Source organism: Albibacterium bauzanense (assembly GCF_004339765.1).
GTDB classification, from domain to species: domain Bacteria; phylum Bacteroidota; class Bacteroidia; order Sphingobacteriales; family Sphingobacteriaceae; genus Albibacterium; species Albibacterium bauzanense.
In genome coordinates, this window is the sequence record NZ_SMGO01000003.1 from 107,514 (window position 1) to 132,061 (window position 24,548).

The 24,548-nt window shown below is 35.8% G+C and carries 23 protein-coding genes and 1 tRNA gene; 12 read left to right on the forward strand and 12 right to left on the reverse strand.

Going from position 1 to position 24,548, the window contains the following annotated elements:
- Positions 1-42 precede the first annotated feature (42 nt).
- Positions 43-1,776, reverse strand: coding sequence for a phospho-sugar mutase (locus tag C8N28_RS11800; RefSeq protein WP_132225173.1), 1,734 nt, complete (start codon positions 1,774-1,776; stop codon positions 43-45).
- Between the two features lie 150 nt (positions 1,777-1,926).
- Here C8N28_RS11800 and ychF point away from each other — a divergent pair, with 150 nt between their 5' ends.
- The 3 genes from ychF (at position 1,927) to C8N28_RS11815 (ending at position 4,014) form a co-directional block, all read left to right on the forward strand.
- Positions 1,927-3,027 carry a redox-regulated ATPase YchF gene (gene ychF / locus C8N28_RS11805; protein ID WP_132225175.1) on the forward strand — a complete coding sequence of 367 codons (1,101 nt, stop codon included), beginning with the start codon at positions 1,927-1,929 and terminating at the stop codon, positions 3,025-3,027.
- Positions 3,028-3,106: 79 nt separating this feature from the next.
- A complete protein-coding gene (locus tag C8N28_RS11810; RefSeq protein WP_132225177.1) occupies positions 3,107-3,832 on the forward strand; it encodes an SIMPL domain-containing protein in 726 nt (241 codons plus the stop codon).
- Between the two features lie 109 nt (positions 3,833-3,941).
- A tRNA-Lys gene (locus C8N28_RS11815) sits at positions 3,942-4,014 on the forward strand.
- Between the two features lie 89 nt (positions 4,015-4,103).
- Here the strand turns inward: C8N28_RS11815 and C8N28_RS13930 are convergent.
- Complete coding sequence (locus tag C8N28_RS13930; protein ID WP_262708406.1) at positions 4,104-4,235, reverse strand: hypothetical protein; 132 nt, start codon at positions 4,233-4,235, stop codon at positions 4,104-4,106.
- Between the two features lie 826 nt (positions 4,236-5,061).
- On the opposite strand from C8N28_RS13930, the gene C8N28_RS11820 reads away from it, so the two are divergent.
- From C8N28_RS11820 to C8N28_RS11840, 5 genes are all read left to right on the forward strand, one after another.
- Entirely contained in the window at positions 5,062-7,407 is a 2,346-nt protein-coding gene (locus tag C8N28_RS11820; protein WP_221410234.1) for an AAA family ATPase, read from the forward strand.
- Positions 7,391-8,791, forward strand: a complete 1,401-nt coding sequence (locus C8N28_RS11825; RefSeq protein ID WP_165870336.1) for an McrC family protein — start codon at positions 7,391-7,393, stop codon at positions 8,789-8,791. The genes C8N28_RS11820 and C8N28_RS11825 overlap by 17 nt, the downstream gene beginning before the upstream one ends.
- Before the next feature lie 107 nt (positions 8,792-8,898).
- A complete protein-coding gene (locus tag C8N28_RS13980; protein ID WP_132225808.1) occupies positions 8,899-9,039 on the forward strand; it encodes a winged helix-turn-helix transcriptional regulator in 141 nt (46 codons plus the stop codon).
- A gap of 278 nt (positions 9,040-9,317) precedes the next feature.
- Positions 9,318-9,827, forward strand: a complete 510-nt coding sequence (locus C8N28_RS11835; RefSeq protein WP_132225181.1) for a Crp/Fnr family transcriptional regulator — start codon at positions 9,318-9,320, stop codon at positions 9,825-9,827.
- Positions 9,828-9,909: 82 nt separating this feature from the next.
- Positions 9,910-10,500, forward strand: a complete 591-nt coding sequence (locus C8N28_RS11840) for an NAD(P)H-dependent oxidoreductase (protein ID WP_132225183.1) — start codon at positions 9,910-9,912, stop codon at positions 10,498-10,500.
- Positions 10,501-10,590: 90 nt separating this feature from the next.
- Here the strand turns inward: C8N28_RS11840 and C8N28_RS11845 are convergent, their stop codons facing one another.
- The 3 genes from C8N28_RS11845 to C8N28_RS11855 are packed head-to-tail and all read right to left on the reverse strand — an operon-like array spanning position 10,591 to position 12,679.
- Positions 10,591-11,055 carry a cyclophilin-like fold protein gene (locus C8N28_RS11845; protein ID WP_132225185.1) on the reverse strand — a complete coding sequence of 155 codons (465 nt, stop codon included), beginning with the start codon at positions 11,053-11,055 and terminating at the stop codon, positions 10,591-10,593.
- Positions 11,056-11,063: 8 nt separating this feature from the next.
- A complete protein-coding gene (locus C8N28_RS11850; RefSeq protein WP_132225187.1) occupies positions 11,064-12,107 on the reverse strand; it encodes an alpha/beta hydrolase in 1,044 nt (347 codons plus the stop codon).
- 11 nt (positions 12,108-12,118) lie between these two features.
- Positions 12,119-12,679: a sugar O-acetyltransferase gene (locus tag C8N28_RS11855; RefSeq protein ID WP_132225189.1), complete on the reverse strand. Its 561-nt coding sequence runs from the start codon at positions 12,677-12,679 to the stop codon at positions 12,119-12,121.
- Positions 12,680-12,795: 116 nt separating this feature from the next.
- On the opposite strand from C8N28_RS11855, the gene C8N28_RS11860 reads away from it, so the two are divergent.
- Positions 12,796-13,617, forward strand: coding sequence for a helix-turn-helix domain-containing protein (locus tag C8N28_RS11860; RefSeq protein WP_132225191.1), 822 nt, complete (start codon positions 12,796-12,798; stop codon positions 13,615-13,617).
- Positions 13,618-13,683: 66 nt separating this feature from the next.
- On the opposite strand, the gene C8N28_RS11865 is transcribed toward C8N28_RS11860, so the two are convergent.
- The 3 genes from C8N28_RS11865 to C8N28_RS11875 all read right to left on the reverse strand — a co-directional run bounded on the left by C8N28_RS11865 (position 13,684) and on the right by C8N28_RS11875 (position 16,777).
- A complete protein-coding gene (locus C8N28_RS11865; RefSeq protein ID WP_132225193.1) occupies positions 13,684-14,817 on the reverse strand; it encodes an NAD(P)-binding domain-containing protein in 1,134 nt (377 codons plus the stop codon).
- A gap of 154 nt (positions 14,818-14,971) precedes the next feature.
- On the reverse strand, positions 14,972-15,739 hold the full coding sequence (locus C8N28_RS11870; RefSeq protein ID WP_132225195.1) for an SDR family NAD(P)-dependent oxidoreductase: 768 nt from the start codon (positions 15,737-15,739) through the stop codon (positions 14,972-14,974).
- A gap of 99 nt (positions 15,740-15,838) precedes the next feature.
- On the reverse strand, positions 15,839-16,777 hold the full coding sequence (locus C8N28_RS11875) for a helix-turn-helix domain-containing protein (RefSeq protein ID WP_132225197.1): 939 nt from the start codon (positions 16,775-16,777) through the stop codon (positions 15,839-15,841).
- Positions 16,778-16,896: 119 nt separating this feature from the next.
- On the opposite strand from C8N28_RS11875, the gene C8N28_RS11880 reads away from it, so the two are divergent.
- Positions 16,897-17,535, forward strand: coding sequence for a Pr6Pr family membrane protein (locus C8N28_RS11880; protein ID WP_132225199.1), 639 nt, complete (start codon positions 16,897-16,899; stop codon positions 17,533-17,535).
- On the opposite strand, the gene C8N28_RS11885 is transcribed toward C8N28_RS11880, so the two are convergent.
- Together C8N28_RS11885 and C8N28_RS11890 are read right to left on the reverse strand one after the other, a co-directional pair.
- Positions 17,532-17,843 (reverse strand): hypothetical protein, encoded by a 312-nt coding sequence (locus C8N28_RS11885; RefSeq protein ID WP_132225201.1) that lies wholly within the window; start codon positions 17,841-17,843, stop codon positions 17,532-17,534. The genes C8N28_RS11880 and C8N28_RS11885 overlap by 4 nt on opposite strands.
- A gap of 74 nt (positions 17,844-17,917) precedes the next feature.
- The gene (locus tag C8N28_RS11890) at positions 17,918-18,274 is read right to left on the reverse strand and encodes a bleomycin resistance protein (protein WP_132225203.1); all 357 of its coding nucleotides are present in this window, start codon (positions 18,272-18,274) and stop codon (positions 17,918-17,920) included.
- Between the two features lie 104 nt (positions 18,275-18,378).
- Here C8N28_RS11890 and C8N28_RS11895 point away from each other — a divergent pair, with 104 nt between their 5' ends.
- The gene (locus tag C8N28_RS11895) at positions 18,379-18,999 is read left to right on the forward strand and encodes a methylated-DNA--[protein]-cysteine S-methyltransferase (protein ID WP_132225205.1); all 621 of its coding nucleotides are present in this window, start codon (positions 18,379-18,381) and stop codon (positions 18,997-18,999) included.
- Positions 19,000-19,042: 43 nt separating this feature from the next.
- Here C8N28_RS11895 and C8N28_RS11900 read toward each other — a convergent pair whose 3' ends face one another.
- Positions 19,043-21,760: a carboxypeptidase regulatory-like domain-containing protein gene (locus C8N28_RS11900; protein WP_246012815.1), complete on the reverse strand. Its 2,718-nt coding sequence runs from the start codon at positions 21,758-21,760 to the stop codon at positions 19,043-19,045.
- Between the two features lie 5 nt (positions 21,761-21,765).
- On the reverse strand, positions 21,766-22,656 hold the full coding sequence (locus C8N28_RS11905; protein WP_165870337.1) for a helix-turn-helix domain-containing protein: 891 nt from the start codon (positions 22,654-22,656) through the stop codon (positions 21,766-21,768).
- 545 nt (positions 22,657-23,201) lie between these two features.
- Between C8N28_RS11905 and C8N28_RS11910 the strand changes: the two genes are divergently transcribed.
- On the forward strand, positions 23,202-24,545 hold the full coding sequence (locus C8N28_RS11910) for a TolC family protein (RefSeq protein ID WP_132225209.1): 1,344 nt from the start codon (positions 23,202-23,204) through the stop codon (positions 24,543-24,545).
- Positions 24,546-24,548 lie beyond the last annotated feature (3 nt).

The window sequence follows — 24,548 nt, forward strand, 5'->3', positions numbered from 1 at the left end:
GTACGAAAACAGATGCATTTTTAATAAAGGGTAAAGGCATAGTTATATAAGATCTTTCATAATTAAGTCAACTTTTTCATCTAAAATCCTTTGCGATTCATTATAGTTGATATGTGGACCTTTTGCTAATTTAACATTACAGTAGAACTTGATTTTAGGCTCTGTACCGGAAGGCCGGATTGATATTACATCGCCCTCAGATGTTATAAACTGTAATACATCTGACTTGGGAAGATCAATAACTTCTTCAAGTCCTGAAGAGACTGTTAAAGAACGAGATGTGTTATAATCTTTAATACTAACGATCTCTATACCACCCAGATATTTCGGTGGTGTAGCTCTAAACTGATTCATCATTTCTGTAATTTCTTCAGCTCCTGCTTTTCCTTTTTTAGTAAGCGACACTTGCTTTTCTTTAAAATAGCCATAGTGTGAATAGATATCAAGTAAGGCTTCAAAAAGAGTTTTGCCTTCATTTTTAAAGTAGGCTGTCATTTCAGCTATAAAAGCACAAGAAACAACTGCATCTTTATCACGAACCAGATCGCCTATTAAAAAGCCGTAGCTTTCTTCTCCACCAAGTATAAATTCTTCTTTACCAGCTTTCAGGGTCATCAACTCGCCAATAAACTTAAAACCTGTTAGAACATCATAACACTGGATACCGTATTTCTTAGCGATCTCTAATATCAGGTTACTCGTTACAATGGTTTTAACGATATAATGATCTTTAAAAGACTGACCTTTATCTTTATAAGAGCCAAGTACATATTCGGCTAAGAGACTAAATATCTGATTTCCATTCAGTAGTTGAAATACACCTTCTGTATCTTTAACTGCTACTCCAACTCTATCCGCGTCAGGATCGGTTGCCATCACCACATCTGCGTCTAATTCTTTTCCTTTATTAGTTGCAAGCATCATGGCATCCCTTTCTTCGGGATTAGGATATACTACGGTAGGGAAATTACCATCAGGTTTAGCCTGCTCTTCTACCAAATGAACATTACGGAAACCCCATGCTTCCAATGTCTTTGGTACAACTGTAATCCCGGTTCCATGGATGGAAGAATACACAATTTTAAGATCTTTTTGCGCCTCAACGATCGATGGATTCAGTGAAAGTGCTTTTATTCCTTGAATGTAAGTATCATCCATTTCAGAACCTAAGTGTCTAATATTTTCTTCTTTCGCTTCAAATTTTATATCACTCAGATCAGCTATTTTATTAACCTCTCCAATTACATTGCTATCATGTGGTGCAACTAATTGCCCTCCATCTCTCCCGTAAGCTTTATAACCATTATACTCTTTGGGGTTATGAGAAGCCGTAAGCATTACTCCACCGTGGCAGTTTAATTCGCGAATTGCGAAAGATAATTCCGGCGTTGGCCTTAACTCATCAAAGAAATAGACAATCAGTCCGTTTCCAGAAAATACATTTGCAACAATCTTGGCGAAGTCTCTAGAATTATTACGGCTATCGTATGAAACTACCACACGTATTTCTTCTCCTGGATACAGCCCCTTCAGGTAGTTGCTAAAACCTTGCGTTGCTTTACCTAACGTATATTTATTAATCCGATTGGTGCCCACTCCCATGATTCCACGCAAACCACCTGTTCCAAACTCCAAGTCTTTATAAAAGGAATCTGTTAGCTCACCAATTTGATTTTCATTGATCATCGCCTGAACAGCTTCGATGGTCTCAGCATCGTATGGTTTTTCTAACCATAATTGCGCTCTTTGTTGTATTTGAGGGTCTATCGTAGCCATATTGTGTTTTATATTGATATTTTTCTTATATCTATAAAAGTAGCATGAAAAATATGATATGACAAATTAATACCTGTTAAAAGGTTAAAATTTTTATCTTTGCGACAATTTTACAATAGGTTAAATCCTATCATCTAAACTAAAATATCAATGGCATTACAATGCGGAATTGTTGGATTACCAAATGTTGGGAAATCAACTTTGTTTAATTGTTTATCGAATGCAAAAGCACAAGCTGCTAATTTTCCATTTTGCACAATCGAACCCAATGTTGGAGTAATTACAGTACCCGACAATCGATTAAATAAACTAAGCGAATTAGTTAAACCTCAACGCATTGTACCAAATACAATTGAGATTGTTGATATCGCCGGATTGGTAAAAGGAGCTAGCAAGGGAGAAGGTTTAGGAAACCAATTTTTGGGTAATATTCGTACTACCAATGCAATTATTCACGTTCTACGTTGTTTTGATGACGGAAATGTTATCCACGTAGATGGTTCTGTAGATCCTATCCGTGATAAAGAGATAATTGATACTGAACTTCAACTGAAAGACCTGGATACTGTAGAAAAACGCATCCAGAAAGTTGAAAAGATGGCAAAAACCGGTGGAGATAAAGATGCTAAGAAAACTTACGAGATTCTAACTGTAGTAAAAGCTACTCTGGAAAGCGGAAAATCTGTTCGTATTGCTCCATTAACTGAAGAAGACTTTGAGTATATAAGTGACTTAGGATTATTAACTCAAAAACCTGTTCTATATGTTTGTAATGTTGATGAAGCATCTGTAGTTGAAGGCAACAAATATGTTGACTTAGTTAAAGAAGCTGTAAAAGATGAAAATGCTGAAGTACTTATTATTTCTGCTAAAATAGAATCAGAAATTGCTGAGCTGGAAAGCTTTGAAGAAAGACAAATCTTCTTAGAGGATATGGGTTTATCAGAATCTGGAGTAACTAAATTAATTCAGGCAGCCTATAAACTTTTGAAACTTTCTACCTACTTCACAGCTGGTGTACAGGAAGTAAGAGCCTGGACTATCACTCAAGGTTTTACAGCGCCTCAGGCAGCTGGAGTTATCCACACAGATTTCGAAAAAGGCTTCATCCGTGCTGAAGTTATTAAATACAATGATTTTGTTGCTTTAGGATCGGAGAACGCTTGTAAAGAAGCCGGAAAACTGAGTGTTGAAGGTAAAACTTATATCGTTGAAGATGGCGATATTATGCATTTCCGCTTCAACGTTTAAACTTTTAGAAATCTTCTTTATTTTCTATAAATTGCTTAAGAAACGATGGCATGATTATTTCTTAAGCAATTTATAGATTATGAACAGAAATCATTTTATTATACCCGCTCTTATAATATCACTTGCAGCAATCATTGCTATAACAATTCTTGCTATTACTGTTAAGAATATAAAAAGTGAAGATCAAAGTATTAATACAACCGGTTCTGCTAAAAAGGTTATTGTATCCGATTTAGGAATACTTCGCGGAACTTTAAGTGTTGAAGCAGCATCTCCAAAAGAAGCTTATCAAAAATTACAAGTTGAAAAACCGATTGTCATTTCTTATATAAAAAATGCAGGCTTTAAGGAAGATAGCGTAGAATTCCAAACTGTTAATAGTTATGCGAATTACCGCTATGATCAAAATGGACGGCAAATCGGAATATCTTCCTATTCTACCTCACAAATGATAAGCATTTCATCAACAGATGTAAATAAAATTAAGGATGTGTCTTTAGATATTAGTTCGCTTGTTGAACAAGGAGTAAGTTTTATGGTAAATCAACCTGAATATTATTACACCAAATTAGGAGATATAAAGATTGAAATACAAGCAGAAGCAGCAAAAGACGCAATGACAAGAGGAGAAAGAATAGCTGAAGCCACTGGCCGAGAGTTGGGCACATTAAGACGTGCAAGAATGGGAGTTATTCAAATAACTCCTGAAAATTCCAATATGGTTTCTGATCAGGGAATAAATGATGTTTCTTCAATTAGAAAAGAAATAACAGCTGTTGTTAATGCTGATTTCTCGATAGAATAATCAATAATTTCACCATATCCTTAATGTAATTTTAGTTCAATAAGAACTAGAAAAAAATCACTAAATATCTTTTCATTTCGCATTTTATGCTTAATATTGCACCTCATTAGACTTCGTAGCTCAGCTGGTAGAGCAACTGACTCTTAATCAGTGGGTCCAGGGTTCGATTCCCTGCGGGGTCACAAAGAAAGGCGCCATAAAAGCGCCTTTTGTGTTTAAGTAACCGAAAAACCTCGGTAGTGGATAATTTCACCAAATTAAAAAGATACAACTACTTCCCTTTCGTGTGCTTATGTGGCTTCAGAGAAGGCGTATTTCCTGGAGTTTCTTTATTATCCCGCTGTCGTCTATCAGGTTTACCTGTTGATATTGCAATCCTTTTAGGACCAGGCTTAATGCTCATTACATACCTCCTTTCTTAATAAAATCTATAATAATATAAATTTACTATTAATCATTAGGATTTTGATTTTAAAAGATCGAAATGACTGCAGAATTTATCCACATTTTAGTATTTCTGAAGATCAAGACCAAATGTTGTGTTTATGCAAAATACAGGTGCTCGTTGATCATCGATAATTATATTATCTTTCAATAGGTTCAATCGTCTAAATCTTCTAATAAAGAGTTCTAGTTATGTACCAGTGAGTTCACAAGAAAGACCTCTCAATCGACTTAGAGACCTTCATATTAGAGTGACATGGGTTTGGGCGCAGTTTAGAAGAAATTATTAAAATAATTTTAATAATCGGATAGATTACCATCTCCTCTTTTTAAATGAGCGATTAGTTTTTTGTTTTATTCTCCAAAATCATTTTCATTGAAACCTTTGAAACAGAATAACGATTTCCTTTGAAGCAAATATGGCCGTTAGCGATGATCGTCTATCTCTACAAATATCATGACTGTCAGGATATGTCTTGGTTCCCCGGATTTCTTTATTCTTAATTTGAATTCAGGTATAATCTTTTCATATAGGTCAAAAAAATCCATTTTTAAACATTTGTTAAATCCACTCTTTTTAGTTTCTCTCATAACGAAACTGTTATATTTGTTTTTCGCAAAAAGATAAACTATCTTTCAAAGACTAAATACCGTTAAACCATATCTTATTGATCAACAATAATTTTAAATTGACCTCTTATTTATTTATAGAAATTTTATAAGATTAATCATTATTTACTGTTACATCTATACCAAATAAAAACCTAATAGCCACTTGGATTAATATGTCAGATACTAAATATACATGGATTCAAACCCATATTGACATTGTAAATTATCTTTCTGCAATGAAAGATAATCAAAAGGAATTGATTGAACTATTGAAGTCAGTTGGAATAAGAGGATTTAACGATAAAGATGAAACGGGCAAAGCCCTTGAACTGGAAGAAATTGATCCTTTTACATTTTTCTGCTATATATATAAATACGGCGATGCGAAACGACTAGAATTTCTACAAGAGATTGCGAAAAAAATATCAGCATCCATTCCGACTGATACCGATGGAGTGCCTTCCGCGCAAGCCCAAAAAGTTTGGCTTTTCCCGTATAAAGAAGAAAGAAAGAACAATGAAATAGAACGTTTATGGACATTCTTCAAAAAAGCAATTGCAGACGAAATTACAGATGAGGATTTTAAAGACCTTCTATCGATAAATAGCATCGGACTGACAAAGCTCACGGAAGCATTATTTTATATAAACCCCACGAAATATTTGCCTATAAATGGTCCCACTAAGCCATATATTGAGAATGATTTAGGGATTAATGTCAAGTTTAAAACTTATTCGGAATACAAATCCATTTTAAAACATATAAAGCAAAAGAAAAGTGATCCTTTTTATAAAATATCCTTTGATTCTCGTTTACTGAATAAAGAAAAGGGAGGTAATAAAATTTGGCTTTATGCTCCTGGTGAAAAAGCCTCTTTATGGGATGAATTCTATGAAAAAGGGATAATGGGTTTAGGTTGGGATTATCTAGGAGATTTAAATGAGTATCAAAGTAAAAGGGAAATTGCTGACAGATTGAACGAGCTAGAAAAATCAACTGGTTCAAAAATGAACTCCGCAAATGCGAATTATGATTTTAAAAATACCGTCTCAGTTGGTGATGTAATTATCGCTAAGAAAGGGAGAAGTGAATATCTCGGCTATGGAATTGTTTCATCTGATTATTTTTATGACGATACTCGAGAGTCATACAGAAAATGCAGAAAAGTGAAGTGGAAGAAGAGAGGTGTATGGGATGGGCTGGATCATAAAATTGTAGTTAAAACGTTAACAGACGTAACGAAATATCCGGATTACATTCAATTTTTGAAGAACCTTATCGGAATTACAGAAGTAAAAGAACCTATTCTAAGTTTAGGTACTGATAGCCAACAAACTCTAATGAAGCCTCACCCATTAAATGTAATTTTTTACGGCCCTCCCGGAACAGGGAAGACTTATACTACCCTTATTAGAGCCGCAGAAATCGTAACAGGATACCAGGTAAACGACTATAAGATGGCTTTGAAAATCTTTAATGAGAATATCGATGACCGAATAGAATTTATTACGTTTCACCAAAACTACAGCTACGAAGACTTTATCCAAGGACTTCGACCAGATACCGAAAATGATAATCAATTAACCTTTGAGAGGAAAGATGGCGTATTTAAAAGGTTAGCAGATCGAGCATTAAAAAACCTTAATGATTCAGAAAAACCCATAGTTTCTAAAAAATCTTTCGAGGAAGTATGGAACCAGTTCATCGACCCGCTAATTGAGGGTGAAGTGGAAGAAATTGAAGTCAAGATGAAGAAGGTATCTTTTTTTATTACTTCAATTTCTAATAAGTCAATCGATTTTAGAAAAACGAGTGGAGCTACGGCTCACACATTAAGCATTGGAACATTAAAAAAGATGTATGATGCCGAATCAGTGTTAGAAATACAAGGACTGTCATCATATTATGCTCCGTTGCTCGAAGAACTTCTTTTGAGAGGAAAGGACACTACGGGGAAAAAAGAGCAAATACAACTCAAGAACTATGTTATCGTCATTGATGAGATTAATAGGGCCAATATCTCTAGAGTTTTCGGTGAGTTGATTACGCTTATTGAACCAGATAAGCGGTCGGGAGGAGAAATCCCCTTGTCTTCAACATTACCGTCTGGAGATAAGTTTTCCGTACCCTCTAATCTTTATATTATTGGCACTATGAATACGGCTGATAAGTCCATCGCATTATTGGATATTGCCTTGAGACGAAGGTTTGAATTTGAATCGATGTATCCCAAATATGAAATTCCTGGGCACGAAATATATGATACAGATATCCTGCTGAAAATCAATGAACAGATTATAAAGTCAAAAGGGCATGACTTTCAAATTGGTCATGCCTATTTTATGGGTGAAAACAAGGACCTTGTATCCAGAATAAACAATAAAATAATTCCGCTACTACTTGAATATTATATGAACGATGAAAAAGAAGTAAAGTCGATATTAACGAATGCAGGTCTTGAATTAGTAAAGGATATATGGCCACTTAAAATTAGAGAAAAAAGTGATCAATCTATTTGAATATCAGAATAAAGCTCCCTTTCCTGACTCTTTTCAAGATATTGAAGCGTTTCTGGATGAAATTTGGAAGAAAAGAGAAAAATCAGAATTCTATTTAAATGGAGAAGAAGATAGGATCGAGAGCCAACGTTTTATTCAGTTTTTGCATCAATCGGGTGAAATTAAATCCAATAAATACGTCGGTGTAATACATTATGGAGCCCATAAAATAAATTTGCTACCCAAGATCTTCTTTGACTCGAATAAAGAATATTCATCAACACAAATCACTCAGATACAGAATCATATAATCTGGTGGTTGAGTTATTGCAGAAAAATCAAGTTTCCAAATTATCAATCAGCGTTAGGAAGCCAACAAAGTGATTTTTTTGAAGTACTTATCTATTTATTTTCAAAATACACCAGGGAACTTCTTAGTAATTCAATTTATCAACAGTATGAAGAAGTACATGAAGAATTGACTTTTATAAAAGGCAGATTAAATGCAACTGATTATATTAATCAAAATTTAAGTACTGGCCGCTGGCATAGACTTAATTGCTCGTATGATTCCTTTGTATTTGATAATAAGTTCAATAGAATAATAAAATATGTAACAACCTTCCTGTTTAATGCATGTACAAGTCAAGATAATAAAAAGAACTTAAGAGAAATCCTTTTCATTCTGGATGAGGTTTCAGATGAAAGAGCCACTGCTGAGCAGTGTGCATCTATTAAGTTTAACCCAATGCTAGAAAACTTCGACACGGTAAGAGACTTTTGCCATCTGTTTCTCTCTAATTCTATTTCCTTTGATTATAAAAATGATCTTAAGCTTTTCGCATTCCTCTTGCCTATGGATTACCTTTTTGAAGATTTTATTTTCGGTTTCATCGAAAAGGAGGTTGAATCTATTACTGCAAAAGCGCAACGAAGTGATGTCTACCTGGATCACGATAAGTTTTTTAACCTTAAGCCTGACCTATTCATAAAATCCGAATTTAAATCGCTCATAGCCGATACAAAATATAAGATTGTATATTCTAATGAAACAGACCCCAAGAAGGGAATTTCACAAAGCGACTTATATCAAATGATAGCATATGCAATCAGATTTGAAGTAGATGAGATTATTCTCTTTTACCCAAATACAGTGAACGATATTCAGGCAAACTCAACAAGCTTTATTATCGAAGATACTCTTGCAGGGAACAGAAAAATATTTATTAAAGCATTTAAGCTTCCATTTCTTAGTTTAGAGGTTTTAAACACCGGGCTAGATTTTAGTTTGGATATCAATACTCTATTTGAATCAACGAGAGCGAAGCTAAGTGAAAAGATTTTGAATATTTTCGAAGGAGAGCGGAGAGAGGATTCTAACCTAGGTGAAGATTTCGGATCCTAAAATTGTTGCGTTGAGTATAAAGATTACGTAGGGAGAAAACCTTCGAAAAGTAAGGCTTAAGTGTTTCTTATATCGTAACCGTAGCTGTTAAAAAAAATTAATATTGAATACAGCTATCTTTTAAACGAACAAGAACTGGGTATAGCGAATTAAGAAATAGACTTGTTGGGATTTCAGCGCGGGTACTTATCTCTAAAATAAAAGAATTGGAAAAGGACGGCTTAGTAAATAGAATCGTTTACCCATAAGTTCCTCCAAGGGTTGAATGAGCTAACTGATTCTGAAAATCCATAAAAAAAGATAATATCATTAGTGAATGAATGGAGTAAAACTAATATAAAAAATGAAAATAGTTTTTAAACGGTCATTTCTGGCTAGCTAAATTAATTCCAATCTTAAAGAATAGTAGTTGGATATCATGAAGTATGGTGATAACATTTTAAAGCAGGGACATGTATAACATGGTAAACGCAGCTGTTTCCTCGTTAGTAACATTGTAACAAAACTCTAAGTAATGACAAAATAAATGGATAAATTAAAACATCTTTTTACACGGTTAGAAGTTCCTGCAAAAACAACTCTTTTACAGGAAGGACAAATTTCAAAAACAATGTTCTTTATTGAAAAAGGTTGTTTACGGACTTGGGTCAATAATGACGGTAAAGAGATAACTACTCAATTTTTCTTTGAAAACGACAGAGTTGCTTCCATCGAAAGCTTTAGGACAAATCAGCCGAGTTTATATAGCATTGAAAGCTTAGAGCCCTGTATTTTACAGACAATTTCACAACAAGACTTCCAAAACGCTTTAGAAAACTTACCTGAAATAAAAGAGGAATTGGAAGGGCATTTATTCCGACGACTTTTACAGGCTCAAAAACTTTTCTATTCCTATCTTAAAAATAATCCTCAAAAACGCTATGAAGAACTTCTTGAAGAGCATCCTCATATTATTCAGCGTATTCCACAACATTATATCGCATCCTATTTAGGCATTACATCTGTTTCGTTAAGCAGGATACGCAACAGACGATAGGAAACCCATTTCTTTACAATTGTTATCGTTCAGGCATTTGCTACTTCTCAATTTTGCTAAATAAATTTAAACAAAGCAAAAAATGAGAGTAGCAATAGTATTTAATCATCCTTACGAAGGGAGCTATAACAATGCAATATTAAGTTCAGTAACCAAAGGACTTAAAAGTGGAAATCACGAGGTTGACCTGATGCATCTTGATAATGATGGATTTAACCCTGTAATGTCAAAGGCTGATTTGAAAGCTTTTATAGAGCACAAACCTATAGACCCACAAGTAATAGACTATAATGAGCGTTTGAAAAAAGCAGACCATCTGATTTTTATTTTCCCCATTTGGTGGGATTTGATGCCTGCAATGACCAAAGGATTTATTGATAGAGTTCTCACTCCGGGGGTTGTTTATGACCATCATCCCCGAGGTTTCGGATTAGTGCCACTTCTGAAAAACTTAAAGGGTGTAACCCTAATCACCACAATGAATAAACCCAAAATAATGTACTCTTTGCTCATTGGAAATTTAATAAAGAGAGCAATGATAAAAAGCGTTTTTAAAACTATGGGTTACAAAAACATTCAGTGGATTAGCTATAATATGGTAAAGTCGGTCGGTCAGAAAAAAAGGGTAAAATGGCTGACTGATATTGAAAGCAGGTTTTCAAAATTTAACTAAATCATAGCATTATGAAATTGAACATAAAATAATTAGCCGTTTTATAATTTTCTAGTTTTTCTTGTCGGAGGATTATCAGGTGTACACAGGTTATTCCAACTCGAAAGTAACAGTAACATTTCCTGAACCCAATGCAGAGGATAAGTCTCTTATATTATCAACCGTGCCTAGCTTTGTATAGCTGTATGTTGTTGAATGAGCTTTGTAAAATAGCACCAACGTTTTGGAGCCAAACAACATCAGGTCACCTTCCTTTATTGTTTTCGGACGAGAAGAATTTGTGATTAGGCTATGTGTCAAATCAAAATACTTTTCATTGCCGTTCAGCTCAATCATATTAATTGTCATAGGCAACAATTCTTTAAAGGCTATAGCCGTATTATTATCTAACAGCGTAGCTGTGAATACGTGTGAGTTAACCTTTATTTTGATTTTATCGTTGTTCATAGTATTAGCACTTTCTGCATGAGTTTTAGATTCCTCTTTCTTGTAAGTTGAAGCACTGCTAAAAATTATAAGAATAAAAATTAAAGTGAGCGAAAATGAATGTTTCATACGGTTTCCTACTTCAAATTCTCTTTAAAGAATTGCTCCAATTTATCGAAAGGAATAATATCCACTTTATCATATAAGTCAACATGAACGCCATTTGGAATAATTATCAGTTCTTTTGGCCCAATAGCTGCCTTGTAAGCATCTTCAGAAAAATAGCGTGAATGCGCGTTTTCTCCAGCTATCAAAAGCATCGGCCTTGGCGAAATCTCTTTGATGTAAGTCAGCAGCGGCATATTCATAAAAGACAGCGAATTGGTTGTTGTCCAGCCGGTGGTTGAATTTAATGAACGCTCGTGGTAACCTCGTGAGGTTTTATAATAGTCGAAATATTCTTTTACGAATTGCGGTTCATCGCCGTTTAACTTTTCTGGCAAATGAGTGGTAGGGTAAGCTGGTGTTCCATTCTCTGCGTCTTTCCAGCGTTGCAAACTCATTTGCTCCAAAGCTTTTGTGCGTTCCTCCAAAGTCATTGCATCATTATAACCCTTAGCGTTGACTCGCGACATATCGTACATACTTGTTGTGGCCACGGCTTTTACACGTTTGTCCACAGCAGTTGCATTTAAAGCAAAACCTGCCCAGCCACAAATACCGATGATGCCTATTTTATTTCTGTCCACTTGTTTCTGAAGCCCCAGAAAATCTACTGCTGCACTGAAATCTTCGGTATTGATGTCCGGTGAAGCCACATTGCGAGGTTCGCCACCACTTTCACCAGTGTAAGACGGGTCAAAAGCGATAACCGCAAAGCCACGTTCTGCCATCTGGTTGGCGTATAAACCGGATGATTGTTCTTTCACCGCACCAAACGGGCCGCTGATTGCTAATGCAGGCAATTTTTGGTTCTCTGTATTTTTTGGGAGGTACAAATCGCCAATAAGCGTGATGCCGTAGCGGTTTTTAAAGGTTACCTTTTGCCGAATTACCTTGTCGCTCAAGGTAAAGGTATAATGTTCTGTGTTATTCATATCCTCCTGATCTGATTTCTTGTTATATGCAAATAATTGTCCTGCTATCAAGAACACTATTACGGTTACTATGATCTGTTTCATTTTATTTTGTGTTAAATTGTTTTAAGGGTTTTTGCCGGAACACCACCTACAATTACATTATCCGGAACGTCTTTGGAAACCACCGCACCAGCCGCTACCACTGAATTCTCTCCAATAGTGACACCTTGCAGAATGATGGCACCAGCACCGATCCATGCATTCTTTTTAATGTGGATCTGTTTGGGAATAAGAAATTGCCGTTCTTGAGCTTCGATGGGATGGCCTTCTGTTAATAAACTGACTTTTGGAGCAATCTGTACGTTGTCATCAATTGTAATTCCACCCATATCCAGGAACACACAATCAAAATTGATGAAAACATTTTTACCGATTCGTGTATGCTTACCGTAATTAATATACAGAGGCGTAAAAACCGCAACACTTTCGTCAATCTCATTGCCCGTAATCTGGCCCAGCAGATTCCTGATTTCATCAGGATCGGCAGAACAATTCATTTTTAGTAGCAGCTTTTTTGTGGCGAATGCAGCCTCGCGCATTTTATAGGCTTGCGGGTCATTCGCCGAAATGGTTTCTCCATTTCGAAGCCTTTCAAAAATATCCTTAGTTTCCATATCCTTTTGAAGTTCTTAAATTACATTACAAATCTATGTACTAAAATACAGATTTATAAGGCCTGTTTTACGTCAATAATGTCACATATTACGTATCTTGCTGAAAGTTTTTAAAAATGGTCACCGCAAAAAACCAAATAGTAACTTTATTTAAAGCCACTTCTACCGAAGAGCTTCCACCGAATTTCCAATCGAAATTTCACACGCATATTTATTGTGAGCGCGGAAGTGTACAATTCAACTTCAATAATGGATCCTGGCAAGGGAAAACGGACGAGTTTATTTTCTGGTTAGCGGGCAGCGAGGTTTCGGACGTATCGTTTTCGCCGAATTTTCGCGGCACAGTGCTGCTTGTAGAGAAAAGTTTTTTGACCGATAATGTGCCCAGTGTAAACAGGAGCATCGATGCTCTTCTCTATTCCATGGAAAACCCCGTTTTACATCCAGGCAAGCAGGATAAGAAAAAGATTTTTAGCAATTTTCAGCTATTATACGATCGCTCGCAAGAAACCGACCATCGTTTTTACGAAGAAGCATTGAAACTCCAGATGCAACTGTTTCTACTAGAAATGTGGCATATCTTTGCCGAAGAGCACGAACGGCGAAAACGGAGTTTGCAAAGTGGCACATTGTACGAACGTTTTGTACAGCTGGTGCAGCAACACTGTATGATCGAGCGCGAAGTGAAATTTTACGCTGACCGGTTGCATATTACCCCGAAATATCTGAACCAGGTCTGTAAAGCCAACACAAGTATTCCAGCCTCGCAATGGATTCAACGTTATACAAAAGAGCGGATTATCCTTCTTTTACAGAATAAAAATCTAAGTATTGCCGAGATAGCCGATAAAATGAATTTCTCTAGTTATTCGTTCTTTACTCGATATGTAAAAAAGGTGCTGGGGATGAGCCCTCGAGCGTACCGAAAGAGGATTTGACCGATTATATATTTTTGCTAATCAAACTGATTATCAAAATCTATCTTTCAGAGCAAAACTTTGTACCTACAATTCCAGAAACTCAATCAACTCTTTTGCAGCAGCCCGACCAGCACGGTTGGCACCAATAGTGGAAGCAGAAGGACCATAGCCGGTTAAATGGATCCGCGGGTCTTTAGCAACTTGCGTAGCTAATTTTCCAGACATCTCAATACCGTTTTTATCATTCATCAACTTTAAAGGAGTAAGATGGTCTAAAGAATGAAGAAAACCTGTATTCCAAAAAATAACATCGGCATCAAGAGTCGTTCCATCTGCCCATCGAACGCCTGTTTCTGTAATTTCATCAAACATAGGTTTTCGATCTAAAACTCCATTTTTCAACATTCCCTCAATAGCGGGAGTGATTGGTAAACCCGTTACAGATACTACTGAATTTGGAGGCAGGCCTTCTCTTACTCTTTTCTCTACCATCGCAACAGCCTCGCGCCCTAATTCAGGAGTAAACTCATATTTTCTAAAATCAGGGGATCTACGTGCCACCCAGGTAGTTTGAGTTACCTTCGAGACTTCACCCAACAATTGAACAGCTGAAATTCCACCTCCCACAATAATGACATGTTTTCCAACGAACTCTTGTGCACCTTTATACTCACCTGTATGTAATTGCCTCCCTTGAAATTTTTCCCATCCAGGATACCTAGGGCAATTTGGAGTTTTCCAGGTACCAGTAGCATTAATCAACCCACGAGCACTGAATTGAACGCCATTCGTTCTGATGATAAACCGCCCATGTCTTTCTGTAACATCAATGACCCTTATTGGACGAATTACAGGAAGTTCGAAAGCTTTCTCATATTGCTCGTAGTATTTCGGAATTGCAAAATTTGCCTGTAATTCTTTATCTTTCATGTTTATAGCATCGGCAAAGCCCATTCCAGGTAGATCGTTGATACCGTTTACATTATTCAGCGTTAAAGAATCCCATCGATGTTGCCAAGCTCCTCCAGGCGCGAACTCATCATCTAAAACTACAAAACCTTTCCCAGGTTCTATTCCCTCTTTTTTTAAATGGTATGCTGCAGACAAACCTGCTTGTCCAGCTCCGATTACAACAATATCCACCTTATAGAATATATCAGAACCAACTTTGTTCGGTTCAGAAGGATCGGTATTAGGTAAATCTTTATCAGCTTTCATTTAAATCCTCTGTACAAGTTTCAATAAATCTCTTTCGTGCGGGGTTAAAACCATACACAAATATATCTTTTACTCCTCTCATAAAAAAACACCCATTTAGAGGGTGTTCAAAAAACAGGTCTCACCTGCCCAATAAGTTTAGGGGTATTAGAAATCAAAGAGCCACTCCACCAGATACTTCGATACGTTGCCCATTAATCCACCCTGCATCCTCTGTACATAAAAAAGATACTACACCACCAATATCATCTGGCAAGCCAACACGACCCAGCGCAGTAAGACTTGCTATATTTGCATTAATTTCTTTATTATCTCTTGTACGACCGCCACCAAAATCAGTTTCTATAGCTCCTGGAGCCACTACATTCACAGCAATGCGTCTTCCGCCCAATTCTTTTGCAAGGTATTTTGTCAATACTTCAACAGCACCTTTCATAGATCCATAAACAGAAGATCCTGGAAAAGAGAAACGAGTAAGTCCGGAAGAAATATTAATAATACGTCCACCATCATTGAGGAAAGGCAATGCTTTTTGTGTAAAGAAAAACACTCCTTTGTAATGGATATTCAAAGCATCATCAAACTGATCTTCTGTAGTCTCCGTAAACGGCGCGTACAACGCTGTACCAGCATTATTAATAAGAAAATCAATTTTCTTGCTACCATTTTGTTCTTCTAAACGTTCACTTAGCTGCTTGAAAAACCCATCAAAAAGTTGAATACTACCGGCGTCTAACTGAAAAGCCATGGCCTTTTGGCCAAGCGCTTGTATTTCCGCTACCACCTCTTCTGCTTTCTGTTGATTACTGTGATACGTAAGTATTACGTCAATTCCTTTTTTAGCCAAACTTAAGGCCATATTTCTTCCCAGGCCACGGCTTCCTCCTGTTACGAGGGCTATTTTACTTTTTGCTTTTGTCATCACTTATATTTTTTATTTGATGTAACAAAATTCAGTAAAAAAACAGCTTGCTTGTTTGCAAGCATCAATCCTATGTTTGCAAAATTCAAACATTTTGAACTATGAGCGAAAAGTAAGTGGAGTTAAGGTGGTTTGCTTCTTGAAAAAATTAGAAAAATGTGCAACCTCTTCAAATCCCAGACTATAAGCAATTTCGGAGACGTTCCAATCCGTTTGTTTCAACAGAATCTTGGCTTCCTGAGTAATCCGGCTGCTAATGATTTCTGTAGTTGTCTTTCCTGTATTTTCCTTTAAAACCTTATTGAGGTAATTAACATGAATGGCCAGCCGATCCGCATATTCCTTTGCGGTCTTTAATTGCAACCTCTGGTGGGAAGATTCCACCGGAAACTGTCGTTCCAGCAATTCGATAAATAGAGCGAAGATACGGGTTGCAGCATTCTGGGTGGAATGCAAAGGCGTAGCAGGTTGCAGCTTTTGTCCATAATGAATAAGCTCCAGCACATAATTGCGGAGAAGATCGTACTTATATTCATAGTCTGATGCTATTTCTTTTTGCATTTTTCTGAATACAAGTTCAATTTCTTCTGCCTGTTTATCTGTGATTTCAAAGACGGGATAACCTCCTGATTTAAAGATAGGAAGTTCGTCCAGCATAACACCAGATTTGTTTTTGATGAGAAACGCATCTGTAAAAACACAAAAGGATCCGGATTGGTTTTCATCCAACGGAAGCCAGTGATAAGGCACCTTAGGTGAAGCAAACAACAAAGCATTATGTGCTATATCAATAACTTTATCCGCATATTCTGCTCTATTCTTACCTCGTATCAGACTAATTTTGTAGTAGGCCCTCCGATTGTAAGGCATCGCTTGCTTTTGCTTTAACTGCCTGATAGTTTCAAAAATATCAAACACGTTAAAATGGCCAATCTCTTTATGAATGCCTGGCGGCAATAGCATATGAATCTCTTTACCTGTAAAAGCCACTGCTTGCTGATAAAACTCATCAAGCGATGTGTTTTCAATGTTCTTCATGGTGAGCTTCTGTTTGTAAAATTCAAAGGTAAGAAATATTCATAAACTGATGATAGACAAACAACTTAACTATCATGAAGCTGCTGTTTATATAAATAGATTTTACATTATATTTGTAAATGGATCAACACAAAACAGTACGCGTTATTGCTACTCTCTGTGCCCTTCTTGTGTGGGCAACAGTAATTCTGCAGTTTATCCTTATTATTCAAAACCGCACCTACCCCGTTCCAGAAACCATTATCCAGTTCTTCAGTTACTTTACAATTCTTACAAACATCCTGGTTGCCTGTTGCTTTACAACGATAGCGATAAAGCGAGAACCATATAAAACTACATTTTTTGCTAATCCAGGAGTATTGGCTGCCACGGTTGTTAATATAACTATCGTTGGAAGTGTTTACAACCTCATATTACGTGCGTTATGGACGCCTACTGGCCTACAACTTCTTGCAGATGAATTCCTTCATACTATTATCCCTATATTATATATAACATTCTGGCTGATAGCCGTCCCAAAAATTCATTTGCACTGGAGCAGGATATTCAACTGGTTGTACTATCCGCTCGGTTATTTTATTATTATACTTTTTTCAGGTTCTTTATCCGGATTTTACCCCTACCCTTTTATCAATGTAACAGAGCTAGGATGGTCACAGGTAATCATAAACAGCATCTTCATAACCGCTGCATTTATCTTTTTATCTCTACTCATAGTTTTCATTTCAAGAATGATGCAGCGAAACAAGCACTCTTAATTTTCGTATCCGCCCATACAACTCATACAGGCATTAGCATATAAATCATACTCATCGTAGGCAGCACCTATCTTACCAAACAGAGTTATTATTCTGTCTATCCTTATTTTAGCTCCGGTATTTAGAATTAGATAGACTCCGGCATTCTTTTCCTCTACCATCTCAAGAACGATACCTTTTTCATCAGCAACTTGACCGTTATTATCAAAAAAGAAAACTTTACCCTCGTTCTTTTTATTTATTGCTTCTTCTATTGCCTCTTTAAATTCCCAAGAGACAGGAAGATATGATATGTTTTTTGAACTCATGACTTATTAAATTTCTTTACTATTATATCCTTTACTATATAATATATTGAAATAGCTTTTTGTTTTACATCAAGCTATATATTCTGACCAAAAGTTAGTAGATTACTATCCGGGTCCAACATCGAAAATTCCCTTTGTCCCCAAGGTTTTGTTTGCAAATGCCCGTTCGGATGTATACTTAATTTCTTATCAAGCATCGACTGATATAAGGCATCAATATCATCTGTTCGGATATACACCTGTCCATAATTTTCTTTTGGATCAAGTTCCCTAAATTCAAAGAAATGGATTTGAATGCTATCCTTTTGCACCATTAAATAGCCATCATAGTCAGCATTCCCAAATTCCTGAAACCCTAATTTATTTAAGTAAAACTCCCTTGTTGCGGCTTTATCCCGCATTGGTATTTTTGGATTAATATCTGTCAACATATTCTTTGAGCTTTTGTTAAAATTACTAATACTAAAAATATACACAACAAATAAATTGTATATATTTTACCAAACTTCTAACTTTAAGCTTAAGACTAAAGAGAATGAATAACCAATTGGCAGCTAACGGTATCGAATTTGCAAATAAATATCATCCTTTATTTCAAAACAATTCTTCATATTTAAATGGAGTAAATAGTATTTCTATAATAGAGATCCTTACTCCATTAGGTCCTATGTTAGCTGGTGCCACATCAGAAGGCATTTGTTTATTAGAATTCGTTAACCGGGTTAAATTGGGAAAAGAATTTATTGAACTACAAGAATTGCTTAATGCAGCGATATTGCCTGGAAGAAACAAACACCTGGATCAATTAGAAAGTGAGCTCAATGAGTATTTCAAAGGAGAGCTAAAAGCATTTTCTGTACCATTACATACACCCGGCAATGAATTCTCGAAATCAGTTTGGAAAACTTTACAAGAGATCCCCTATGGAAAAACCATCTCTTATAAAGAACAGGCAGAGATGATGAATAACCCAAAAGCGATCCGTGCAATTGCATCAACCAATGGTCGAAACAGATTAGCAATCGTCATTCCCTGCCATCGCGTAATCGGCAGCAATGGAACCATGACGGGTTATGCTGCAGGAGTAGAAAAGAAAAAATGGTTACTTAGATTTGAACTGGAACATTCAGAAAAAGAAGAGGGCTACCTATTTTAAATGGCAGCCCTCAAATACATATCTTTATCACTCTCTTAGCCTCTTATTCAACCTGATAGCGATAAACAGACCTTCCAATGTGGCCATCTTCATCAATACCTTCAACCACTACACGAAAAGTTCCCTTACCGTCAGAGTTAAAATATTCAAAAGTTAAATCCCCTTTTTCATCTGTTAAAAGGTAAGGATTCCAATAAATAGTGGTTCTGTTATCTCTTGATTGCAAAGTAGTTTGAGGACCACTATATTTCGGCACATAAAATTGTCTTTCAGCACTATATCCATTCGGCATAAAGGTCATTATATTAGTTGGAGGAAAAAGATCAGCTAAATCCTGTGCACTCACCTTCGTCTTCTTAATCTCCTTCATATTTATTACCAATACCCCATTTGTCCTATTTCTAGAATTGATCCCACTCACACCATCATTCATAAAAACCTCTATAGATTCAATTCCCTCTACCTGTATACCCATGAGGTAATTAACGTCTACCTGCAAACCATTCGCATAAATTTCTATTGGAAGTCTATTCCCAGTATTATAAGATCTACTTAAATATAATAATCTATCCACATAGGTGAGTCCCATACTTCCCGTCAAACAACCTATTAATTCATTACAACCTTTAAGTTGATCGCCCTTATAAAGATAATCTGCCTGCATACTTAAGCCCGTAAGTGCTCCATAATCAGCATGACTCGGTGCTCTTGCAGCTCTTCCTTCAATGGTCACTTCTCTTAACAAAAAGCCTGAACTATTTTGAAGCTTACTATTTTGAAGATAAGTTTCCAATGCACTGTCAATATTTATAATCTCATCGGGCGCACTTGCACTTATATCTGGTTGAGGAAAAGGTTCTCCATCCGTCATGATCATTAAATTCTCAGAATTCAAATTATTACGGGCATTAATAACCACTTCAACTGAATCTTGAAAAGCCAGATCCGTAAAACTAAAACGTCCTTTATCATCAGTCTTTCCATCCTTATAAAATGATCTTTCAGGAATTTGTAAAAGCAACCTTCCATTCGTTAAGGGCATTCCATCTTTCCTTCTAATCATTCCCGAAACGGCTAAGCTTTTCTCTGGCAAATATGAAATAGCTGGTGGCTTATTAGTCAATACATCATTGTAAGTATACCTCCGATAACCCTGAGTTAGCATTAATAAATCTAAATCCGATAGCTTTTTACTATTTACATCATGAAAATAGTAATTAGGCTCTTCAATATAGCCCTCAATATCAGAACTTAAAAGCAAACTACTTAATATGGTTGTTTCCTTATCTTCATTAACCGGCACTTTGCTTTCATCAATAACTGCTACAGAAAAACTTCCTAAAGAAGGTTCTCCTGCTGAACTTGTATTCAATTTCATTTGAACTTTCTGCCTTTGAGTATACTTTGGAAGATCCGAAGTCAGATTCATAGTAAGAGAATCGGCCTGCTTAATAAAAGCAATCCGCTCACTAAGAATATTTCCAGAAGACGATAAAATGCTTAACTGAGCAATACCCGTTGGAAAGTTTTTCTTTGGAATAGAGCCTGAATATTCTTGGTTTCGCAATACACTCTGCGCTGCATAATAAACAATGCCTCCATTCCGGCCAATAATATAAAACCCTGAATTATAGTTCTTCTCAAGATAGGAACGATTAGCACGTATAACAAACTTCAAATTCGTTAAATCACTATTATCAACCGAAACACTAATGCCCTCTGCTTTCACAGTTGGCAACTTAAAGGTCCCTTTAGTTCCGTCTGCAAATTCAACATTTGCAAAATAAGTCTTATTGCTCCCAGGGGTAAACAAGAACTTACCCATACCTAAATGCTGAGAAGATATCTCAGCAACCGAGTTTCCTTCTGCATCCACAACCGTACCCTTCAATTCAACACCCAAACCATCCGAACGTAAAGCTTTAAAAGCCACTTCAGATGGTAAGTCAGCAATCAAATCGCCGCCTTCTGGAAAGAATTGAATATCATTCTGTAAAACAGCTGTCTTCAACGGAAAACTAACATTTACAGGTTTCGCTTTCCCTATTTCAACAGTTGCCACAAGCTGCCCGCTTCTCAAATCCACATCTTTAGAACTACTAAACTCAATATTCAATAAACCCTTAGCATCCGTATCTCCTCTTCCCCTGCTTATACGTTCATAATCAACAATAACCTCCCAGTTTACTCTACGGTTACTTAAAGGCACATTATCTTCGTTTTTAAATAAAACCTGAGCATTCACCTTTACATTCTTATCAGTAGCGGTACTATTAAATGTTATATTTGTACTTATATCCTTATTAATCGCATTCCCAACAAGCAAATTTTTGGAAAAGAAATAATTCGAATTAAAGTTTAACATCCATCTCGTATAAGCTCTAATGTGGTAGTTACCTTGTTTAAAAGATGCATCAGAAATCGGAATACTACCTGGTGCAACACCATTCATTACTGGGATCTTAATACTTTCAACGATCGAATCCTTGCTACTTAATATATCTACGTAAACAATCTTGCTTAATTCTGATGGTATATTTTGAATTGAAGTCAAATATGCCTTAAACCAAATGGTATCACCCACAGCATAATAAGGCTTATCAAAATGAAGGTATACTTTCTCTAAAGGGATATCTGTAACCTGCTTATTAACTTTTTCAACAATAGTAGTTACCGGAATACTGTCCTGCTGTGAAAATGCGGGAAGCCAAAAAACAGTAAGTAAGGATAAAATCGAAAACAGTCTAATATACTTCATCATAAATATTAAAAATCACTCTCTCGAAAAGATTTGGGAGAAAGCCCGGTTTGTCTTTTAAAATATTTCCCGAAAAAAGATTGATCACTAAAATGGAGCCGTTCAGCAATCTGACCAATACTTAATTGAGATTTGCTCAATAAAAACTTTGCCTCCAAGATAACAAGATCATTTATAATTTCACTAGCATTTTTTCCAGAATATTCTTTAACCACCTCCGTTAAGTACTTGGCAGATACATTTAATTGGTCTGCATAGGTCTTAACCGTACGAATTTCTCTAAACTGATGCTGTGCAAGGTTACTGAATTTAATTACCAAACTTTCCTGGCGAGAGAAGCTTAAACGCGTCATTTGTGTATACTTTTGTGCCAAGGCCCCTATCTCAAAGAGAAAAATATAAAACCCATGGATAAGTATTTCCTTTCCATAAGGATGAATTGCATATTTCTTAGTACGTTCAACTAATAGTCTGATCTGTCGCTTAACAAGAGCTGCATCTTCAGGTATCAAGTCCCATACCGGAAAGAATTTCGAAGAAAAATAACTAAATACTTCAGAGGTACCTTCAGGCAAGCCAATTTCTGCAATAAAATCGCTTGTAAAACTAAGCCCGGAAATAGATAAGGATTGATTCTCAGGTAAAGGCCCTAATAACATATTAGGAGATATATGGATCAAACTGTTCTCTTTGATTGCTATATCTTCCATATTTAAGCTAATTTCTCCCTGCCCTTCGGTTACCACAAAAATGGACATAAAGTCTGAACGAAAATTCCCTTTTAAATCAGCTCCTCTACAAACATTAAACTCTTCAATAACTGAAAAGCCATTCATAACCGTATGTCCAAACTTTACCCTAGTATGGTTCAAGTCCGCCATCTGGTATACTTCGTTCATAATCTTAGTGCTATCATTCATAAATCTCTCAATTAGACCATCATTCAATCTCGCAAAAATACTTTAATCTTCTTCAATAGATCTAAAAAAACAACTCTTTAAATTAATTTACATTATATTAACAATGTTAATTCAATATCAAATTGGTCATTTATACCTATCAAAGCTTTAACAATACAATATACCTTTACTCAAAAAAATATTTTTGGTAGACTGTTAATTTTCATTACTTTTACCCAATCATTAATATAATTAACTATTATACTCTTTTTTAGGTGCAAAGATATCAACTAACTTTTCCACTAAAAGGTTGATAATTCGTATAAGTTGGTCTATATAACTTATTTTTTCAATTATAGTCTATTTCTCCTATGTCACCCGAAACTAATTTTAGTTAAAATAAGTCAAATAGACCAAAACAACCGACAAGCAAGCCTTTTTTTAATTTTGATTTTTAGCGTTCTTTGCGCTTCATTTTTAGCAAAACAATATAGGAAGGCTAGTAGTTTATAGTCTCATTACATCTAAAGAAACAAATCATATTAATGAAAAATCGTAAAGAAATCTTCGTATATATAGGACTAATTGCACTTCTATTACCCGGTCTGGCGCAAGCACAAGTCAACAGCCCAACTCTTCAAAATGCAACGCTACCACAACTTGTAGAATATGCCTTAAAAAACAAACCTGAAATTAAACAAGCTTTAATCGATGAAGAGATTGGAGAACGCGATATCAATTCAGCTCTTTCGGGTTGGTTACCGCAGATCACGGCAAATGCTGATCTTAATCATACATTAAAGCAACAAGTTAGTCCGCTTACCATTGGTGGGGAGACCTCCTATATAAGTATGGGTTCTAAAAACTCATCCAATATTACTTTGCAGGCTGATCAAAAAATCTTAGACGCCGGACTAATCCAAGCTTCTAAATCGGTTAAATACTACCGTCAGCAGTATGATTTAAATACTGAAAAGCAAGTCATCAATACCATTGTCGGTGTAAGTAAAGCTTATTACGATATTTTAACAAGCCAGGAACAGCTTAAAATAGTTTCTGAAAATATCAATCGCTTAGAAAAGCAATTCCAAGACGCAAAAGCACAATACGAAGTTGGTTTAGTAGATAAAACTGATTTTCAACGTGCTCAAATTAGCTTAAGCAATTCAAAAGCAGATCTAAGAAGAACAGAAGAGCTTTTGAAATATAAATATGCTTACTTAAAAGCACTTATAGGCTACGATGCAGATAAAGACTTAAGCTTATCGTTCAACGGACAAGAAATGGAACAAAATGTATTGTTAGATACGACCGATATACTGAATTATCAAAATCGGGTTGAATTCCGCGAGCTTCAAACTCAAAAACAACTTCAACAAATCAATACCAACTATAATAAGTTACAGTTCTTACCAAGCCTATCGGGTTTTGTTAATTATAGCTGGGCTTTTAATAACAACGATTTTGGAAATCTATATGATCAATCTTATCCAGGATCCATTGTTGGATTAAGGTTGTCTATTCCAATCTTTCAGGGAACAAAACGAATTCAGGAAATTAAGAAATCACAACTTCTCGAAGAGCGCATCGACTTAGATCTGATCAATACCAAAAATCAAATCAATAGCCAATACGAACAAGCCATGGCTTCTTACAAAGCAAACTTAAACGACTGGAGAACAGCAAAAGAAAATGTTGAGATCTCAGAAGAAGTTTACAACACCATTAAATTACAATATGATGAAGGTATAAAAGCATATTTAGATCTAATGACCTCTGAAACCGATCTTAGAACGGCTCAGCTAAATTATCTAAATACATTATACAGCTTACTTTCAGCAAAACTAGACGTACAACAAGCATTAGGCACCATTTCATTAAATCAATAACAT

Excerpts from the sequence above, each read along its gene's own strand:
- C8N28_RS13930 (WP_262708406.1), bottom strand. The coding sequence starts at position 4,235 with ATGAGCATTAAGCCTGGTCCTAAAAGGATTGCAATATCAACAGGTAAA.
- C8N28_RS11850 (WP_132225187.1), bottom strand. The coding sequence starts at position 12,107 with ATGAAACAGATCATAGTAACCGTAATAGTGTTCTTGATAGCAGGACAA.
- C8N28_RS11820 (WP_221410234.1), top strand. The coding sequence starts at position 5,062 with ATGTCAGATACTAAATATACATGGATTCAAACCCATATTGACATTGTA.
- C8N28_RS11855 (WP_132225189.1), bottom strand. The coding sequence starts at position 12,679 with ATGGAAACTAAGGATATTTTTGAAAGGCTTCGAAATGGAGAAACCATT.
- C8N28_RS11835 (WP_132225181.1), top strand. The coding sequence starts at position 9,318 with ATGGATAAATTAAAACATCTTTTTACACGGTTAGAAGTTCCTGCAAAA.
- C8N28_RS11895 (WP_132225205.1), top strand. The coding sequence starts at position 18,379 with ATGAATAACCAATTGGCAGCTAACGGTATCGAATTTGCAAATAAATAT.
- C8N28_RS11910 (WP_132225209.1), top strand. The coding sequence starts at position 23,202 with ATGAAAAATCGTAAAGAAATCTTCGTATATATAGGACTAATTGCACTT.
- ychF (WP_132225175.1), top strand. The coding sequence starts at position 1,927 with ATGGCATTACAATGCGGAATTGTTGGATTACCAAATGTTGGGAAATCA.
- C8N28_RS11865 (WP_132225193.1), bottom strand. The coding sequence starts at position 14,817 with ATGAAAGCTGATAAAGATTTACCTAATACCGATCCTTCTGAACCGAAC.
- C8N28_RS11860 (WP_132225191.1), top strand. The coding sequence starts at position 12,796 with ATGGTCACCGCAAAAAACCAAATAGTAACTTTATTTAAAGCCACTTCT.
- C8N28_RS11905 (WP_165870337.1), bottom strand. The coding sequence starts at position 22,656 with ATGAACGAAGTATACCAGATGGCGGACTTGAACCATACTAGGGTAAAG.
- C8N28_RS11840 (WP_132225183.1), top strand. The coding sequence starts at position 9,910 with ATGAGAGTAGCAATAGTATTTAATCATCCTTACGAAGGGAGCTATAAC.
- C8N28_RS11875 (WP_132225197.1), bottom strand. The coding sequence starts at position 16,777 with ATGAAGAACATTGAAAACACATCGCTTGATGAGTTTTATCAGCAAGCA.
- C8N28_RS11810 (WP_132225177.1), top strand. The coding sequence starts at position 3,107 with ATGAACAGAAATCATTTTATTATACCCGCTCTTATAATATCACTTGCA.
- C8N28_RS11845 (WP_132225185.1), bottom strand. The coding sequence starts at position 11,055 with ATGAAACATTCATTTTCGCTCACTTTAATTTTTATTCTTATAATTTTT.
- C8N28_RS11900 (WP_246012815.1), bottom strand. The coding sequence starts at position 21,760 with ATGATGAAGTATATTAGACTGTTTTCGATTTTATCCTTACTTACTGTT.
- C8N28_RS11885 (WP_132225201.1), bottom strand. The coding sequence starts at position 17,843 with ATGAGTTCAAAAAACATATCATATCTTCCTGTCTCTTGGGAATTTAAA.
- C8N28_RS11800 (WP_132225173.1), bottom strand. The coding sequence starts at position 1,776 with ATGGCTACGATAGACCCTCAAATACAACAAAGAGCGCAATTATGGTTA.
- C8N28_RS11890 (WP_132225203.1), bottom strand. The coding sequence starts at position 18,274 with ATGTTGACAGATATTAATCCAAAAATACCAATGCGGGATAAAGCCGCA.
- C8N28_RS11880 (WP_132225199.1), top strand. The coding sequence starts at position 16,897 with ATGGATCAACACAAAACAGTACGCGTTATTGCTACTCTCTGTGCCCTT.
- C8N28_RS11870 (WP_132225195.1), bottom strand. The coding sequence starts at position 15,739 with ATGACAAAAGCAAAAAGTAAAATAGCCCTCGTAACAGGAGGAAGCCGT.